The 14,801-nt window shown below is 71.7% G+C and carries 14 protein-coding genes; 8 read left to right on the forward strand and 6 right to left on the reverse strand.

Features of this window, described 5'->3' with window-relative positions:
• Position 1: 1 nt before the first annotated feature.
• A complete protein-coding gene (locus tag P3T37_RS08490) occupies positions 2–1,897 on the reverse strand; it encodes an ATP-binding protein (protein WP_280722857.1) in 1,896 nt (631 codons plus the stop codon).
• Positions 1,887–2,603, reverse strand: a complete 717-nt coding sequence (locus P3T37_RS08495) for a response regulator transcription factor (RefSeq protein ID WP_280722858.1) — start codon at positions 2,601–2,603, stop codon at positions 1,887–1,889. The genes P3T37_RS08490 and P3T37_RS08495 overlap by 11 nt, the downstream gene beginning before the upstream one ends.
• Before the next feature lie 113 nt (positions 2,604–2,716).
• Between P3T37_RS08495 and P3T37_RS08500 the strand changes: the two genes are divergently transcribed.
• Genes P3T37_RS08500 through P3T37_RS08515 form a run of 4 tightly spaced genes read left to right on the forward strand, consistent with a single transcriptional unit; the run spans position 2,717 to position 6,573 of the window.
• Entirely contained in the window at positions 2,717–3,397 is a 681-nt protein-coding gene (locus P3T37_RS08500) for a hypothetical protein (protein ID WP_280722859.1), read from the forward strand.
• Positions 3,381–4,664: a hypothetical protein gene (locus tag P3T37_RS08505; RefSeq protein WP_280722860.1), complete on the forward strand. Its 1,284-nt coding sequence runs from the start codon at positions 3,381–3,383 to the stop codon at positions 4,662–4,664. Before P3T37_RS08500 ends, P3T37_RS08505 begins: the two co-directional genes overlap by 17 nt.
• The gene (locus tag P3T37_RS08510) at positions 4,661–5,353 is read left to right on the forward strand and encodes an ABC transporter ATP-binding protein (protein ID WP_280722861.1); all 693 of its coding nucleotides are present in this window, start codon (positions 4,661–4,663) and stop codon (positions 5,351–5,353) included. The genes P3T37_RS08505 and P3T37_RS08510 overlap by 4 nt, the downstream gene beginning before the upstream one ends.
• On the forward strand, positions 5,350–6,573 hold the full coding sequence (locus tag P3T37_RS08515) for an ABC transporter permease (RefSeq protein WP_280722862.1): 1,224 nt from the start codon (positions 5,350–5,352) through the stop codon (positions 6,571–6,573). The genes P3T37_RS08510 and P3T37_RS08515 overlap by 4 nt, the downstream gene beginning before the upstream one ends.
• A gap of 6 nt (positions 6,574–6,579) precedes the next feature.
• Here P3T37_RS08515 and P3T37_RS08520 read toward each other — a convergent pair whose 3' ends face one another.
• Positions 6,580–7,023 (reverse strand): SRPBCC family protein, encoded by a 444-nt coding sequence (locus P3T37_RS08520; RefSeq protein ID WP_280722863.1) that lies wholly within the window; start codon positions 7,021–7,023, stop codon positions 6,580–6,582.
• A 517-nt stretch (positions 7,024–7,540) separates the two neighbouring features.
• On the opposite strand from P3T37_RS08520, the gene P3T37_RS08525 reads away from it, so the two are divergent.
• Positions 7,541–8,740, forward strand: a complete 1,200-nt coding sequence (locus tag P3T37_RS08525; protein ID WP_280722864.1) for a hypothetical protein — start codon at positions 7,541–7,543, stop codon at positions 8,738–8,740.
• Between the two features lie 6 nt (positions 8,741–8,746).
• Positions 8,747–10,819, forward strand: coding sequence for a tetratricopeptide repeat protein (locus tag P3T37_RS08530; protein ID WP_280722865.1), 2,073 nt, complete (start codon positions 8,747–8,749; stop codon positions 10,817–10,819).
• Positions 10,820–10,828: 9 nt separating this feature from the next.
• Here the strand turns inward: P3T37_RS08530 and P3T37_RS08535 are convergent, their stop codons facing one another.
• On the reverse strand, positions 10,829–10,999 hold the full coding sequence (locus P3T37_RS08535; RefSeq protein ID WP_280722866.1) for a hypothetical protein: 171 nt from the start codon (positions 10,997–10,999) through the stop codon (positions 10,829–10,831).
• A 137-nt stretch (positions 11,000–11,136) separates the two neighbouring features.
• On the opposite strand from P3T37_RS08535, the gene P3T37_RS08540 reads away from it, so the two are divergent.
• Both P3T37_RS08540 and P3T37_RS08545 read left to right on the forward strand, forming a co-directional pair.
• Entirely contained in the window at positions 11,137–12,372 is a 1,236-nt protein-coding gene (locus P3T37_RS08540; RefSeq protein WP_280722867.1) for a histidine kinase, read from the forward strand.
• Complete coding sequence (locus tag P3T37_RS08545) at positions 12,369–13,055, forward strand: response regulator transcription factor (RefSeq protein ID WP_280722868.1); 687 nt, start codon at positions 12,369–12,371, stop codon at positions 13,053–13,055. The genes P3T37_RS08540 and P3T37_RS08545 overlap by 4 nt, the downstream gene beginning before the upstream one ends.
• Positions 13,056–13,064: 9 nt before the next feature.
• Here the strand turns inward: P3T37_RS08545 and P3T37_RS08550 are convergent, their stop codons facing one another.
• Both P3T37_RS08550 and P3T37_RS08555 read right to left on the reverse strand, forming a co-directional pair.
• On the reverse strand, positions 13,065–13,469 hold the full coding sequence (locus P3T37_RS08550) for a hypothetical protein (protein WP_280722869.1): 405 nt from the start codon (positions 13,467–13,469) through the stop codon (positions 13,065–13,067).
• Positions 13,470–13,490: 21 nt separating this feature from the next.
• The gene (locus P3T37_RS08555; protein WP_280722870.1) at positions 13,491–14,801 is read right to left on the reverse strand and encodes an amidase domain-containing protein; all 1,311 of its coding nucleotides are present in this window, start codon (positions 14,799–14,801) and stop codon (positions 13,491–13,493) included.

A 14,801-nucleotide genomic window follows, 5' to 3' on the forward strand; every position in this document is an offset into this window, starting at 1 on the left:
GTCAGCCTCCGGCGGTTCCGTCCGTCCGAGGCAGCCGCAGGGTGAAGACCGCGCCCTCACCGGGCCGGCTGGTCGCGGTCACCGTTCCGCCGTGGGCCTGCGCGAGCTGGCGGACGATGGCCAGCCCCAGGCCGCTGCCGCCGGTCTGCCGGCTGCGGGACTTCTCGGCCCGCCAGAACCGGTCGAAGACGTACGGGAGTTCATCCGGACCGATACCCGTGCCGGTGTCCGTCACCTCGATCACCAGGTGGTCGCCGACCGGGCCGGCCCCGACGGTGACGCTTCCGCAGGCCGGCGTGTGCCGTACGGCGTTGTCCACCAGGTTCCCGACCGCCTGGCGCAGCCGCACCGGGTCGGCCACCATCTCGGCGTCCCGGTCCGCGGGCAGCACGCTCAGCCGCACCCCGGCGGCCCCGGCGCGGGCCCGGTGGGCCGCGGCGACCTGGTCGAGCAGCTCGGCGATCCGGACCGGCTCGCGGTGCAGGCGGAAGCTGTCCGCGTCGGCCGCGGCCAGGTCCCGCAGGTCGTCGATGATGTGCTGGAGCAGTACCGCCTCCTCCAGCAGCGACGCAAGGAACGCCTGGTCAGGGGTGGCCACGCCGTCCTGGGCGGCCTCCAACCAGCCCCGGATGTTGCTGAGCGGCGTGCGCAGTTCGTGCGCGACGTCGCTGACCATCGCCTTGCGCTGCTCCTCGATCCGCTCGCGGCGTTCGGAGAGGTCGTTGAACGCGGCGGCCAGGTAGCCGATCTCGTCGTGGCCGGTCACCGGGACGCGGGCGTGCGGCTCGGTGGGGTGCTGGGCGGCGTCGGTCAGCACGCGTAGCGGCCGGACCAGCCTGGTGGCGAGCAGGACCGAGAGCGCCACGGTGAGGGCCAGGACCAGGCCGGTGACGCCGGCGATGCGCAGGGTTCCGGCTCGGGTCAGGTGGAAGGCGGGGGCGGTGGTTCCGTTCCGGTCGCTGATGAACAGCAGTGCGGCGGGGGCGACATAGGGAGCGAGCTGCTGGCGGCGGCTGGAGTCCACGCAGCTCGCCACGGCCTGGTCGGCGCTGTCGGCACTCGGGTTGGGCACCGGACCGGGTGTGGCCGAAGGGGAGGGCCTGACGGCGGGAGTCGGGACGGACGACCCGGGGGCCTGCACCCGGGGGATGACCACCTGAGGGCTGGGCACCACCCCGCCGGGTCCGATTCCGAGCTTGACCGGCCCCAGCCCCTGGGGCGACAGGCAGGCGTCGACCAGCTCGCCGAGCCTGCTCAGCGCCGTCTGCTCGGTCGGGGTGGGAGCGGACAGTTGGGGGAGGCCGCAGGCGGTGGCGGTGCCGTCGTCGGGGGCCGGCCCGGCGACGGTCACGTTCGGTCGGCCGCCGGGGTCGGTGCCGGTCTCGGCGGCGAATCCGCGGGTGCGCAGACAGCCGGCGGTCCGGCCGGCCTCCGCCCGCAGCTGGGCGCGTTCGTCGGGGGTGAGGGCGAACGGACCGACGGCGCGCGGGTCGATGCGGGTGGTGGTGCCGCCGGGTGCCAGCGTCTGGTCCACGTCGAGCGGGTCGATCACCGCCGACGCGTTGGACGGGACCGGCGACGCGTGCGGGGCGGCGGAACCGCCGACGGGTTGGCGGCTCTGGTTGGTCAGGGCGATATGACGGCCCGTCTGCTTCGTCAGGCCCGCCAGCACGGCGGCGGCGCCGTCCCAGTTCTGGTGGGTCGCGGCGTAGCCGAGCAGGGTCTCGTAGATGCCGGCGTCACCGGAGAGGGTCTGGACCTGCTCCTGCTGGATCTCCTGCGAGGTGGTGTTCACCGCGAGCCAGGCGGTGGCGGCGACCGAGCAGACGGCGACCAGGATCGAGGCGGCCAGCAGCCGGATCAGCAGGCTCTTGCGCAGCGGTACCCTACGGCGCACTGCGGCGTCCGCCGGTGCCGTCGGTGAGCTTGTAGCCGACTCCGAAGACGGTCACCAGGCGCACCGGGTGCCGGGGGTCGGGCTCGACCTTGCGGCGCAGGTTCATGATGTGCACGTCGATCGTGCGCTCGGATATGTAGTGGCCGAACCCGCCGGTGTCACCCCGCAGTTGGGCCCGGCTGAAGACCTGCTCGGGATGCCCGGCCAGGGTGCGGAGAATGTCGAACTCCCCCGGTGTGCACGGCACCGGGGTTCCGGCGACGCGGACCTCGTGGCGGTCGGGGTCCACCGTGAGCTCGCCGACCCGCAGCACCGGGTCGGCCGGGCCCTTCCCCTGCGTCCGCTGCGCGCGCCGGAGCAGGACGCGTACCCGGGCCATCAGCTCACGAGGGCTGAAGGGTTTGGTCATGTAGTCGTCGGCGCCCAGGTCGAGCCCGAGCAGCAGGTCGTCCTCGGCGGACCGGGCGGTCAGCACCAGGATCGGGAGTTCGGACTCACGGCGCAGGATCCGGCACACGTCGAGGCCGTCCACCCGGGGCATCATCACGTCGACGATGAGCAGGTCCGGCTCACGCCGCCGGACCTCGTCGATCGCCGCGCGTCCGTCGTGGACGACGGCGGCGCTGTGGCCCTCGCGCTCCAGATAACGGCGGATCAGCTCGGCCTGCTTCGGGTCGTCCTCGGCCACCAGGACATATGCGCTCACGTTTTCGATCATAGGTGAGCCACTGCGGGGGACGGACCGGGCGGACGGACTCGGCGTCAGAATCGAAAGAGTTCCTGACAGGTTCCACATATCCGTTGGCGATCATCGCAGCCATGCCGAAGTCAACTGATGACCGTTCCCCGCGCCCGGACCGCCGGTTGCTGCGGACCGCGGTGCTGTCCGCTGCTCTGCTGGTCCCGCTGGCCGCGCTGACGGCGTGCGGTGCCGGCCCGGGGGCGAAGAGCAGCGCGCAGGGCTCCGCCGTGGCCTCGCTGCCGAGCGCCGCAGCGCCGAGCCCGTCCGCCGCAGGCTCCTCCGCCGCCTCCCCCACGTCCCCCGCGTCCCCCGGCTCCCCGGCTTCCACCGCCGACCGCCCCCAGGAGCGGCTGGACGACACCTCCGCGCACGACGCGCAGCTCTGGGGCGGCTACTACGCCTGCCTGGGCGACAACGGGGTCCCGCTGACCGGCGGGATCTCCTACCCCGGACAGCCCATGCAGAAGCAACCGGCGCCCGGCGCCTCCATCCCGCAGGCCGCGCTCACCGCCTGCCTGCCCAGGATGCCGCTGATGCCGCCGCAGACGGATCCGAAGCTCAACCCGAACTTCAACGCCGATTTCAGCGCCTGGGTCAACTGCATCAACGGCAAGGGGCTGAAGATCAAGGCCTATGGCACCGCGGGCAGCGGGGACAGCGGGTGGACCTTCGACGGACAGCCCACGATGCCCAAGGCCCAACAGGACCAGGTGATTTCGGCCTGCAAGGTGGAGGCGTTCAGTGGCAGCGGGCACTGACGCCGCGAGCGCCGAGATCGACGGCGGCCCTCTCGACGATGCACCCCCGCCGCGAAGGCGCAAGCGGCGCGTGGCCATGGTCGTCGCCCTTGCCGTGACCGTCGGCGTCGGCGGAGCGGGCGCGCTGGAGTTGGGCGGCCGGGGAAAGCCCTCCGCGGTTGCGAGCAGCGCCGCGCAGGCGCAGACGGTCGCCGTGGTCAAGACGGACCTGTCGAACACGCAGACCCTGAGCGGCACCCTGGGTTTCGGCACGCCGCAGACGGTGACGGGCGCCAAGCAGGGCATCATCACCGCGCTGCCCGCCAGCGGAACCACCGTGACCAGGGGGCAGGAGCTGTACCGGGTGAACGACCAGCCGGTGCCGCTCTTCTACGGCGGGACCCCGCTGTTCCGCGCCCTCGACAGGCCCGGCCTGGTGGGTCGGGACGTCCAGGTGGTCGCGAGCAACCTGAAGGCCCTCGGCTACGACATCGGCCCGCAGCCGAAAGTCGGAACCGTGATCACCCAGGCCGCGCCCGACCAGGCCTCCGCCCCCGCCGGCACCGGACCGTCCGGTGGGGCTTCCGCGGCTCCGACTTCTGCTGCGCCCGCGGCGCCGACCCACACCACGGTGGAGTCGGGCGACGGGGTTCTCACCAAGTCCCTGATCGAGGCGGTCAAGCGCTGGCAGAAGGCCGCCGGCCTGCCGGCGACGGGAACTCTCGGGATCGGCGACGTGGTGGTTCTGCCGGGCGAGATCCGGGTCGCCTCCCTGCAGACGCAGCTCGGCCAGCAGGGAGCCGAGGCGCTGATGGCGGTCACGCCGACCGGCAAGGTGGTGACCGTGCCGGTGGATCCGGCCAATGTCGGCTCGATCAAGCAGGGCGACAAGGTCACCATCACCCTGCCCGACAACACGACGACCCCGGGAACGGTCGGCGGCGTCGGCACCGCCGTTCAGGGGAGCCCCGCAAGCGGCTCCGGTGGCGGGGCGGCGGCCGGGCCCAACAGCCCGCCCACGGTCAATGTGACCGTGGCCATCGACGACCCCTCGGCGGTGAAGAACTTCGACTCGGCCACCGTCCAGGTCGCCTTCGTGTCGGGGACCGCGACCGGAGTGCTGGCCATCCCGGTCGCCGCGCTCCTCGCGCTCAGTGGCGGCGGCTACGCCGTACAGCTGCGCGGCGGCGGGCTGGTGGCGGTGCAGACCGGCATGTTCGCGATGGGCCTGGTGGCGATCACCGGCAACGGCATCGCGGCGGGCACCCAGGTGGTGACCGCCTCATGACCCCGGTGCTGGTGGTGCGCGGGGCCGGGATGGCCTATCCGGGCGGAGTCCACGCCCTGACCGACGTCTCGCTCTCGATCGACGAGGGCGAACTGCTGGCCATCCTCGGACCGTCCGGCTCGGGAAAGTCCACCCTGCTCAACATCATGGGCACCCTGGACCGGCCGACCAGCGGCACGGTGGAGATCGGCGGCCACGACATCGCCCAGCTCTCCGACCGCCGGCTGTCCGCGCTGCGCGGACGCTGGCTGGGCTTCGTGTTCCAGCAGTTCCACCTGACGGACGGACTCAGCGCCGCGGAGAACGTGGCCACCGGGTTGCTCTACGCCGGAGTACCGCGCCGCCGACGGGGTCGGCTGGCGCTGGAGGCGCTGGGCCGGGTCGGTCTGGCCCACCGGGTCGGGCACCTGCCGCACCAGCTCTCCGGCGGCGAGCGGCAGCGGGTGGCGATCGCCCGAGCGCTGGTCAACGAGCCTGCCCTGGTGCTCGCGGACGAGCCCACCGGCGCCCTGGACACCGCCAACGGCAGAGCGGTGCTGGCTCTGCTGACCAAGCTGAACGACGAGGGAACCACCATCGCGATCATCACCCATGACCGAGGCATAGCCGAACTGATGCCACGTCAGATAGCCATCCTGGACGGGCGCCTGGTGTCCGACACCCGCACCGGGGTCGGGGTCGGCGCATGAGCGACGGCGACACGCACGCGAACCGGACCAAGCCGGTGCGGTTGGCCCCGGCCGACATCCTCGGCCTCGGACTGCTGGGCATCCGCACCCGCAAGGCACGTGCGGCCCTGTCGGCGCTGGGCATCTCCATCGGCATCGCCACGATGATCATCGTGATGGGCATCCCGGCGTCCAGCCAGAAGGCCCTGCTGGAGCGGCTGTCGGCGCTCGGCACCAACATGCTCCAGGCCACGGCCAACCCCGGCCAGAATCCGCCGGTGGTCTTCCCGCCCGAATCGCCGGACATGGTCGCCCGGATCGGCCCGGTGACCATCGCCAGCGCGGTCGCCAACACCAACAGCGTCGTCGCGCGCTCCGACAAGGTCGACCCCGACAACGACACCGGCCTCGCCGTGCTGGCCGGCAAACTGAACCTGCTCCAGGCGATCAACGGCCACGTCCAGTCGGGGCGCTTCCTCGACGCGGCCACCGAGCGGTTCCCCACCACGGTGCTGGGTTCCGCGGCCGCCTCCCGACTCGGCATCACCACACTGCCGCCCGGTCGGCCCGGCCCGCAGGTCTACATCGGCAACCACTGGTTCACCGTCATCGGGATCCTCGCCCCGGTTCCGCTCGCCGGGGACATCGACCACGCGGTCCTGGTCGGCTGGGACGCCGCCAAGGCCCAGCTGGGCTTCAACGGCAACCCCACCGTGATCTACGTCCAGTCCCAGGAGTCGCAGATCGAAGCGGTCCGCGCGGTGATGCCCGCCACCATCGATCCGCAGCAGCCGGACCTGGTGCAGGTCAGCCGGCCCTCCGACGCGCTGGCCGCGAAACGCGACACCCAGACCACCTTCTCCGCACTGTTCCTCGGGCTCGCGGGCGTGGCCCTGCTGGTCGGGGGCATCGGCGTGGCCAACACCATGGTCATCTCGGTGCTGGAGCGGCGCAGGGAGATCGGCCTGCGCCGGGCACTGGGCGCCAACCGAGGGCAGATCCGCGGCCAGTTCCTCACCGAGTCCGTAGCGCTGTCCGGGCTCGGCGGCATCGCCGGCACGGCCATCGGCGCCGCGGTGACCTTCGGCTACGCCACCTCGCAGGGCTGGCCGCTGGTCATCCCGCTCCAGGCGCTGCTCGGCGGCATCGGCGGGGCGGTCGTGATCGGCGTGGTGGCGGGCGTCTACCCGTCGATCCGCGCCTCACGACTCACCCCCACCGAGGCCCTGGCCTCGACCTGAACCGAACTAGCGGACCAGTGCGGTGTCAGCGGCGGCGAGGATGTTGCTGAAGGTGCGGGTGATGATCGGGCGCGCGAAGTGCCGGGTGAGGAAGGTGCCGACCAGCGGGACGGGGATCTCGGCGCGTGTGGTCCACACGACCCGGGTGCCGCCCGCGACCTCGGTGAACGTCATGCGGCCGATTTCGTGCCGTGCGGGCGGCAGACTGCGCTCGACGACGTACTCGGTGGCGTACGGCGGTTCGTAGCTGGTGATGCGCTCCCGGAACCAGCCGATCAGCCAGAGGTGGTCGCGCACCGCGCCGACTCCGTACGGCGCGCCGGCGCCCTGCCGGGTCAGGCGGCAGCGCAGGATCAGCGGCGACTTCGTGTAGTTGGTGGTCGCGGTGAGCCAGGCGAACACGTCCTGGATCGGGGCGTCGATGACACGTTCGACGGTCATGGTTTCCACGGCTGGTGCCTCCTCGGTCGAGTGCGAGCTACCCATCCAGACACGCGGCGGCGGCGAAGTGTGACAGTCGATTCTCGGCCATCCTTGCGGGAGTGGCGCGAGGTCTATACCACTCCTCGGAAACGTAGATCTTTGCCGAGAGTTCGCAAGCGGAATGCAGCAGCTCAGATGCGCAGAGATGGTCGAGCTTGCCACCTGCCTCCATTTGAGTTTATGTCAGATGCCTTGACGTGCCATGTTCACAGGGGGAGGTTGGGCCCCGCTCGGCCGCCGGCCGGGCTGCCATCGAAACTGGGAGTCCCCATGAAGTCGACCGTCGCGATGAAGAAGGCCACCAAGAAGATCACCGTTCGCCGCACCGGCGACGTGCGCCTCACCTCGGCCATGTGCCAGTGCCCGTACAGCGCCAACGCGTAACGGTAGCGCGCTGATTCACTGCCCGGGTGTGCCGAGTACCGGCGCACCCGGGCAGTGCCGGACGCCAACCGAAGCCGGCCAACCGACGCTTGGGAGCGCTGTGAGCGGATACACCCTTGCCGTACACGAGTTGAGTTTTGTCCCCGAGGGTGACGGGGTCGTGGTCGGCCGGTTGGACACCGGTTCCTACGCGGTCTTCCCGTCCGACGGCGCGGAGTTGCTCAAGCGGCTGACCGAGGGCATGGCGCTGGACGAGGCCGCCGCCTGGTACGAGGAGACCTTCAGCGAACCGGTCGACGTCGAGGACTTCGTGTCCACGCTCCACGAGTTGGGCTTCGTCCGCGAGGCCGGCGGCGCGCCGCTCGCACCCGCCGCGCCGGTCCGGTTCCAGCGGCTGGGGCGAGCGGCCTTCTCCCCGGTGGCCTGGGTCTGCTACCTGGCGGTCCTGGCGGCCTGGGTGGTGACCGTCACGGCGCACCGCGAACTGCTCCCCGCCCCCTCGCAGATCTTCTTCGTCAAGTCACTGCTGGTGGTCCAGCTGGTGATCACCTTCGGTCAGGTCCCGCTGCTGCTGGCCCACGAGGGCTTCCACATCCTGGCCGGGCGGCGACTGGGCCTGCCGACCAAGCTGCGGCTGAGCAACCGGCTGACCTACATCGTGGCCGAGACGCAGACCAACGGCCTGATGAGCGTGGACCGCCGCAGGCGCTACCTGCCCTTCCTCGCGGGGATGGTCTGCGACGGCGTGGTGCTGGCGACCCTCGGGCTGATCGCCGAGGCCGGCCGGCACGGCGGCGGCGGCTTCTCGCTGACCGGCCGGCTCTGCCTGGCGCTGGCGTTCACCGTGGTGATGCGGATCGTCTGGCAGTTCCAGCTGTACCTGCGCACCGACCTCTACTACGTCTTCGCCACCGCTCTGAGGTGCTACGACCTGCACGACGCGAGCAAGGCGCTGCTGAGGAACCGGTTCTGGCGCCTGCTGCGCCGCCCGGAGCGACAGGTCGACGAAGGGCAGTGGACCGACCAGGACCGCAAGGTCGGCACCATCTACGGGCCCTTCGTCCTGCTCGGCTTCTGCGTCCTGGCCGCGATCACGGTCTTCGCGAGCATCCCGGTCACCGTGAGCTACTTCCGGCTGGCCGGCCATGCCATCGGATCCGGCCGCATCGACTCGCACTTCTGGGACTCGCTGCTGTCGCTCGTCCTGAACGCCGCCCAGACCACGGCGCTGATCGTGCTCTCCCGCCGCAAGCGCCGCGAGCAGCGAAGCGCAGCTCCAACCTCCTTGAACGAAGGGTGAACTGACATGGCCGGTCATCGCACGATCGTGGGCGCGAGCCCGGCAGCCCGGCTGGCCGCGGCCGATGCCGGCAGCAGTCTCGCGGTGGTGGCCCGCTGCCATCGGCGGCTGCGCGGCCCCTACACCGGCGTCGACACCGTGCTGCGGGCCGTACTGCCCGAGGCGGCCCGCCGGTGGCCGGCCCTGGTCGAGCACCACCGGATGGAACTCCTCTACGGGATCCCGGAGTTGGCCGAGCTGGTCGGTCCCGCGCCGCGGACTCTGGCCGGCGAGTCCTCGTTCCGGGAGCGCACCCGCTTCTTCGGTTCCGGCATGATCCGCTGCATGAGCCAGGGCATCGTCTCCTTCCTGCTCGACTACGCCCGCCGGGTGCGGTCCTGCGGCGAGGTGGCGCCGTACCTGGTCCTCGACGAGGTGGACCAGGCGGATCCGACCACCCAGGAGTTGATCGCCCTGCTGGTGCGCCGGGCCGATCCCGCCCACCTGCGGGTGGTGGTCTGCGTCGCGCCGGGCGAGCTGCCCGAGGAGCTGGACCAGGTGCTGGCCCGCCACACCGAGCGGATCGACGCCGAGGACGGCCCGCACGCGGACGGACTGCCGCGCAGTGCGGCCGAGTTGGTCGAAGCGTACGTCCTCGGCGACGGCACCGGCAGCGACCCCGCCGAGCTGCTCGCCTACCAGCAGGCCGACCCCGCGCTGCGGGCTCGGCTGCACGACCGGCGCGCCGACCAGCTGGAGCAGGCCTCCCCCAGCCGGGGCGTGCGGGTCGGCGCCCTCGCCTACCACCGCGAGCACGGCAGCGACCCCGCGGGCGCCGGCCGCCTCGCCCTGCTGGCGGCCCAGCGCTACTGCGTGGAGGTCGGCTTCTCGGCGGCGGTGGTCGACCTGGGTCTACGCGGTCGGGCTGTCACGGATCCGAACGTTGACCAGCACGACTTCTGGGAGTTCACCCATCAGGCCGCGGCCGCCTGCATCCCGCTCAACCGCAACAGCCAGTCGATGGAGCTCTACCTCGACGCCATCCAGCGCTTCACGGACCCCAAGGTCCACATGATGACCAGCTACTCGATCGCGATGCTGCACACCCGCTTCCTCCAGCCGCGCGACCACGACCTGGCGCTGCGCTGGCAGAACAACGCCGTGGCCATCGCGAGCATCCTGCCCGATCCGGCCGAGCGGCTCACCTTCAGCGTCTTCCACGACAACGGCCTCGCCCTGGTGGAGATGCACCGGGGCAACCTGGCCCGCTCGCTGGAGCTGGTCACCTCCTGCCTGGCCCGCCTGGACGCGGAACTGACCGACGAGCAGTGGCGACTGCACCGCTCGCAGCTGCTCTACAACCGCGCCCGACTGCTGACGGCCACCGGTCGGCTCGACGAGGCGCGCGCCGACTACTCGACGCTGATCGACCTCGACCCCTACTACACCGACTACCTCTCCGAGCGGGCCCGGATCCACCGCAGCCAGGGCGACTTCGCGGCCGCCCTCGCCGACTACGACCGCGCGGTGGAACTGGCCCCGCCGTTCCCCGAGCTCTACTACAACCGCGGGACGGCCCGACTGGAGACCGGCGACACCGAGGGCGCGCTGGCGGACTACGGCTACGTCCTGGAGATGGAACCCGACGACTCCGACACCCGGCTCGCCCGCGCCGAACTGCTGCTCGACAGCGAGGAGTTCGACGCCGCCGAGGCCGACGTCGCAGCCGGCCTGGCGCTGCGGCCCGACGAGCCCCGACTGCTCTGCATGCGCGGCACCATCGCGCTCCAGCGCGGCGCGCTCACCGAGGCGTTCCAGGCGCTCAGTTCGGCCCTCGCCCTCGACCCGGGCTACCCCGCCGCCCTGCTGAACCGCGCGGTCGTCCACTACGAGCAGAGCCGCTACCGGGCCGCCGTCCAGGACCTCACCGCCACCCTGGAGTTGGTCGGCGACGACCCCGACGTCCTGCTCAACCGCGGCATCGCCTACCAGGCGGAGGGCCAACTCGACCTGGCCCTCGCCGACTTCGACCACGCCCTCACCCTGCCGGGCGCCGACGTCGCCGAGTTGGAGGAACAGCGCGAACGCTGCCGCGTCTAGCCGACCGGACTACCCCCCGGTGCGCAGGGCCTTCATCAGCGTCCTGCAGCACTGGTAGATGTGGTGGAACCGGTCCCAGTCCTGGCTCCTGTGGGTGTACCGCAGGACCAGGACCGCGGCCAGGACGGACACCGCGATCGCGATCAACAAGGTCCGCGCCTCCCTGCTCGGCCTGTTCATCAGCCGCTCCCTCTCTCGACGTGGCAGAGCACGATCCTGCGGTCCGGGCGCAGGGGCGCACATCGCGGGAAGGCGGGAGGAAACGCTCCCCCGATCGGGGGAGGCCGCCGCTGAGCTGCCCGGTCATACTGTCGATCATGATCAGGGGAATCCGGCCGCTGCTGCGCGGCTCCACGTACTCGGGTGCACTGTTCGCCTACTGCGGCGCGCTGGTGAGCTTTCCGCTGCTGCCCTTCGCCATGCTGCCTGCGCTGCTTCTGCGACAGGCTCCCTACGCGGTCCAGGCTGTGCTGGCGCTGCTGGTCTGGGCGGCACTGGTCGCCGCGGTCGGGTTCGCCCGCACCACGCGGCGGGTGCTGATCACCTGCGCCCGTCGACTGCTGAAGGTGCCGCTGCCGGACCCTGCCGCGCCGTCGCCCGCCCTGCCGTCCGCTGCCGGCCGCTGGCGGACGCCGCTGTGGCTGCTGCTGCACGTGGCACTGGGGTGGACGGGCGGCCTGGCGAGCATGGTGCTGCTCGGCGCGGCCGTTGCCCTGCCGGGCGGGTGGACCTCCGGCGACGCGGGGCTGACGCTGTTCGGCTGGTCGGTGCAGGTGGAAGGCGGCTGGAGCTGGGTGGCGGCGCTCGGCTGCCTGCTGCTGGCGGTGGCCGTGTGCGTGCTGATAGCGAACGCGCTGCGCTGGCTGGCGCCCAGGCTGCTGGGGCCGTCGTCGGCCGAACAGCTCGCGCTGGCGGCCGAGCGGGAGCTGCTTCTGGCCGGACGCAACCGGCTGGCCCAGGAGTTGCACGACTCGATCGGACACACGCTGACGGCGGCCACGATCCAGGCGGCGGTGGCGGGCGAGGTGCTCTCCGCCGACCCGGTGGCGGCACGGGCCGCCCTGCGCAGCATCGAGGAGTCGACCCGGGCCGCGCTGGAGGATCTGGACTACGTGCTGGGCGTGCTGCGCGAGGAGCAGGCGGGGACGGCACCGACCCGGACCCTGGCCGACCTGCCCGAGCTGCTGGACCGCCTGCGGCACGCCGGGGCAGTGGTGGAGCCCGAGCTGTCGGGCGACTTGGCGCAGGTGCAGGGGACGCTCTCCCGGGCGGCGTACCGGATCGTCCAGGAGGGGCTGACGAACGCGCTGCGGCACGGCGCCGGCGGTCCGATCGAGGTCCGGGTGGCGGTCGCGCCGGACGGCCTGGAGCTCAGCGTGGTCAACCGGACGGGAGGTGCGGGCCCGGGCGCGGGCGCCTTCCCGACGTCCGGGCACGGCCTGCCCGGACTGGCCGAGCGCGTGCGGCTGCTGCACGGCGAGATCCAGGCCGGCCCGCACGGACCGCAGCACTGGCGGCTGGCAGTCCGGCTGCCGGTACGGTTGTCGGCGTGACCGGCCCCGACACCTCCGCAGCCGTCACCCTCCTGATCGCGGACGACGACGAGGTGACCCGCAGCGGTCTGCGCACGCTTCTCGCGGCGCAGCCGGGGATCACGGTGATCGGGGAGGCAGCCGACGGCGTCGAGGCGGTCGAGCAGGCGCGGCAGCTGCGGCCCGACGTGGTCCTGATGGACGTCCGGATGCCGCGTCGCAACGGGATCGAGGCCACCCGGCACCTGCTGGCCGAGGCGACCGGGCCGGCCGACGCGCCGAAGGTCATCGTCATCACCACCTTCGAGAACGACGACTACGTCACCGCCGCGCTCAGCGCCGGGGCCAGCGGGTTCGTCCTCAAGCGGCTCCCGGTCCGGCAGATCGCGGAGGCGGTGCGGGTGGTGGCGGCGGGAGAGGCGATCCTCTTCCCGGCCGCCCTGCGCCGCATGGTCGCCGCCCGCCCGCTGACCACCGCCGAGGCGCTCCCGAGGGCGGCGCTGACCGGGCGGGAGGAGGAGGTACTGCGGTCGATGGCCACCGGCCTGTCCAACCCGGAGATCGCGGAGTCCCTCAGGGTGAGCCTGGAGACGGTGAAGACGCACGTCGGCAACGTCCTGACCAAACTCGGCGCGCAGAACCGGACCCACGCAGTGGTGATCGCCTACGAGTCCGGCCTGGTCGTACCGGGCTTCGCCGGCTGACAGGCGAGATCAGCCGCCGCACAGGTCCGATCCCGCGAACATGCCCGCGTTCATGCGGTGCATGTAGCTGACGTCCGCCCAGCCGGGTGCGACGCCGCCGACCATGGCGACGACCCACAGCAGCACGGCTGCCGGCACTGCTCCGCGGCGCGGTCGTACGGCGCGCCACGGGCGGCGCGCGGCGATCCAGAGCAGCGGCAGCAGGCCGGCCAGCACCCAGGCGGTCGCGAGCCAGGTGTACGTCGTGAGACCTTGCGGGAGCGCGATCGGGGTGCAGTGGATGTTCCGTGCGTAGTCCGGCCGGTGTGCTTCGTAGGTGAAATGCGCGAGCAGCCCGATGCCCAGGCCGGCCAGGCTGAGCCCCGCCGAGGTGAGGACGGCCGACGCGGCGTGGCGTGACGTGGGAATCGACATGGTCTCTACTTCTTCTCTACTTCACCAGTTGGGTTGGACGCGGACGACGACGACGTTCTGCTGACCCTCCTCCTGGAGCTCCGACGGCAGGCGCGTGTTGAGGCTGGCGTTGAGGTAGCTGTTGGTGTGCTGGGTGTAGTGGATGTCGCCGTCAGGGGTGATCGACGTGATGATGCACGCGTGGTGGATGTCCCCGACGGCGGCGTTGGGGCCCGGACCTGCCTGCTGAAGGAAGATGATGTCACCCGGGCGGGCCTGGGAGATCGGCACGGTGGTGCTGCCGTTGTTGAGCAGGAAGTCGTGCAGGCCCCCCGCGAGCGCCCAGCTCCTGGTGTGGCTCTTGTCGTGCGCGTCGATCCAGTTGGTGACCGGACCTCCCCAGCTGCCGAGTTGGGCGCCCTTGAACCAGTTGTTGTCGCCGAACGAGCCGTCGCCGTCGTTCTTGTAGGCGAGCCCGGCCGCGTGCAGCGCGTCGGAGGTGAAGTTGGTGCAGTTGTTGTCGAAGGTGTCGAGGCCGGTGTTGTCCCAGTTGTCCATCGCCCACTGGATGAACTTCGAGCGGTCGAACTTGCCGTCCGTGCCGATGAGCTGCTGCTGGACGCTGGTGGGGATGCCGTCGAGGTGGGCGAGCGAGGCCGGGACGGCGAGTTGGAGCTGCTGCTGCTGGTCCGGGGTGAGGCTGTTCCACCAGGCGGCGACGAGGGTGGGGTCGGTGCCGGCCGGGGGGACGGTGCCTGCGATCAGGCTCACTTCGAGCGGTGACGCGTCCTTCTGGACGTTGTCGAGGGCGGTGCTCGGATCCGTGACGTTGACCTGGCCGGCCAGCCGGTTCAGGGCCGCGGCCGCCGTGGTGTCCGCCTTGTTCGCGTCGGCGAGGGCCTGCTGGATCAGCCAGGAGGTCTGGCTGACCTGCTGGTTGATCTGCTGGCGGTCGCTGGGGTCCAGCAGGTTGTGGGCGTGCGGCATCGTCAGCGTCGTACTGGTGACCGTGCCGTCCGCCGCGACGGCCATGCCGTTCTGGTCGGCGTAGGACAGCGCCGAGCCGAGCGAGCGCTGGGCGAGTTCGAAGGCCTCGGCCGCGCCGTCCAGCACCGCGACCACGCCGCGCATCTCGTCGTACGCCGCCTCCAGCGCGTCCGCCTGGGCCGTCATCTTCGCCTGGGCGAGGTTGCCGGCGTTGCTGGACCAGACGGGGGCGATCTTCTGGGTGGCCTGGTGGCGCAGCTCGGTGGAGGCCTCCCAGCAGTGCTTGGCCATTGCGGCCCAGTCGTTGGCGGCGGTGGACCAGAGGCCGGGCTGGGCGTTCTTGAGTTGGTCGAGCGTGATTGCCAT

Source organism: Kitasatospora sp. MAA4 (assembly GCF_029893355.1).
Classification (GTDB): domain Bacteria; phylum Actinomycetota; class Actinomycetes; order Streptomycetales; family Streptomycetaceae; genus Kitasatospora.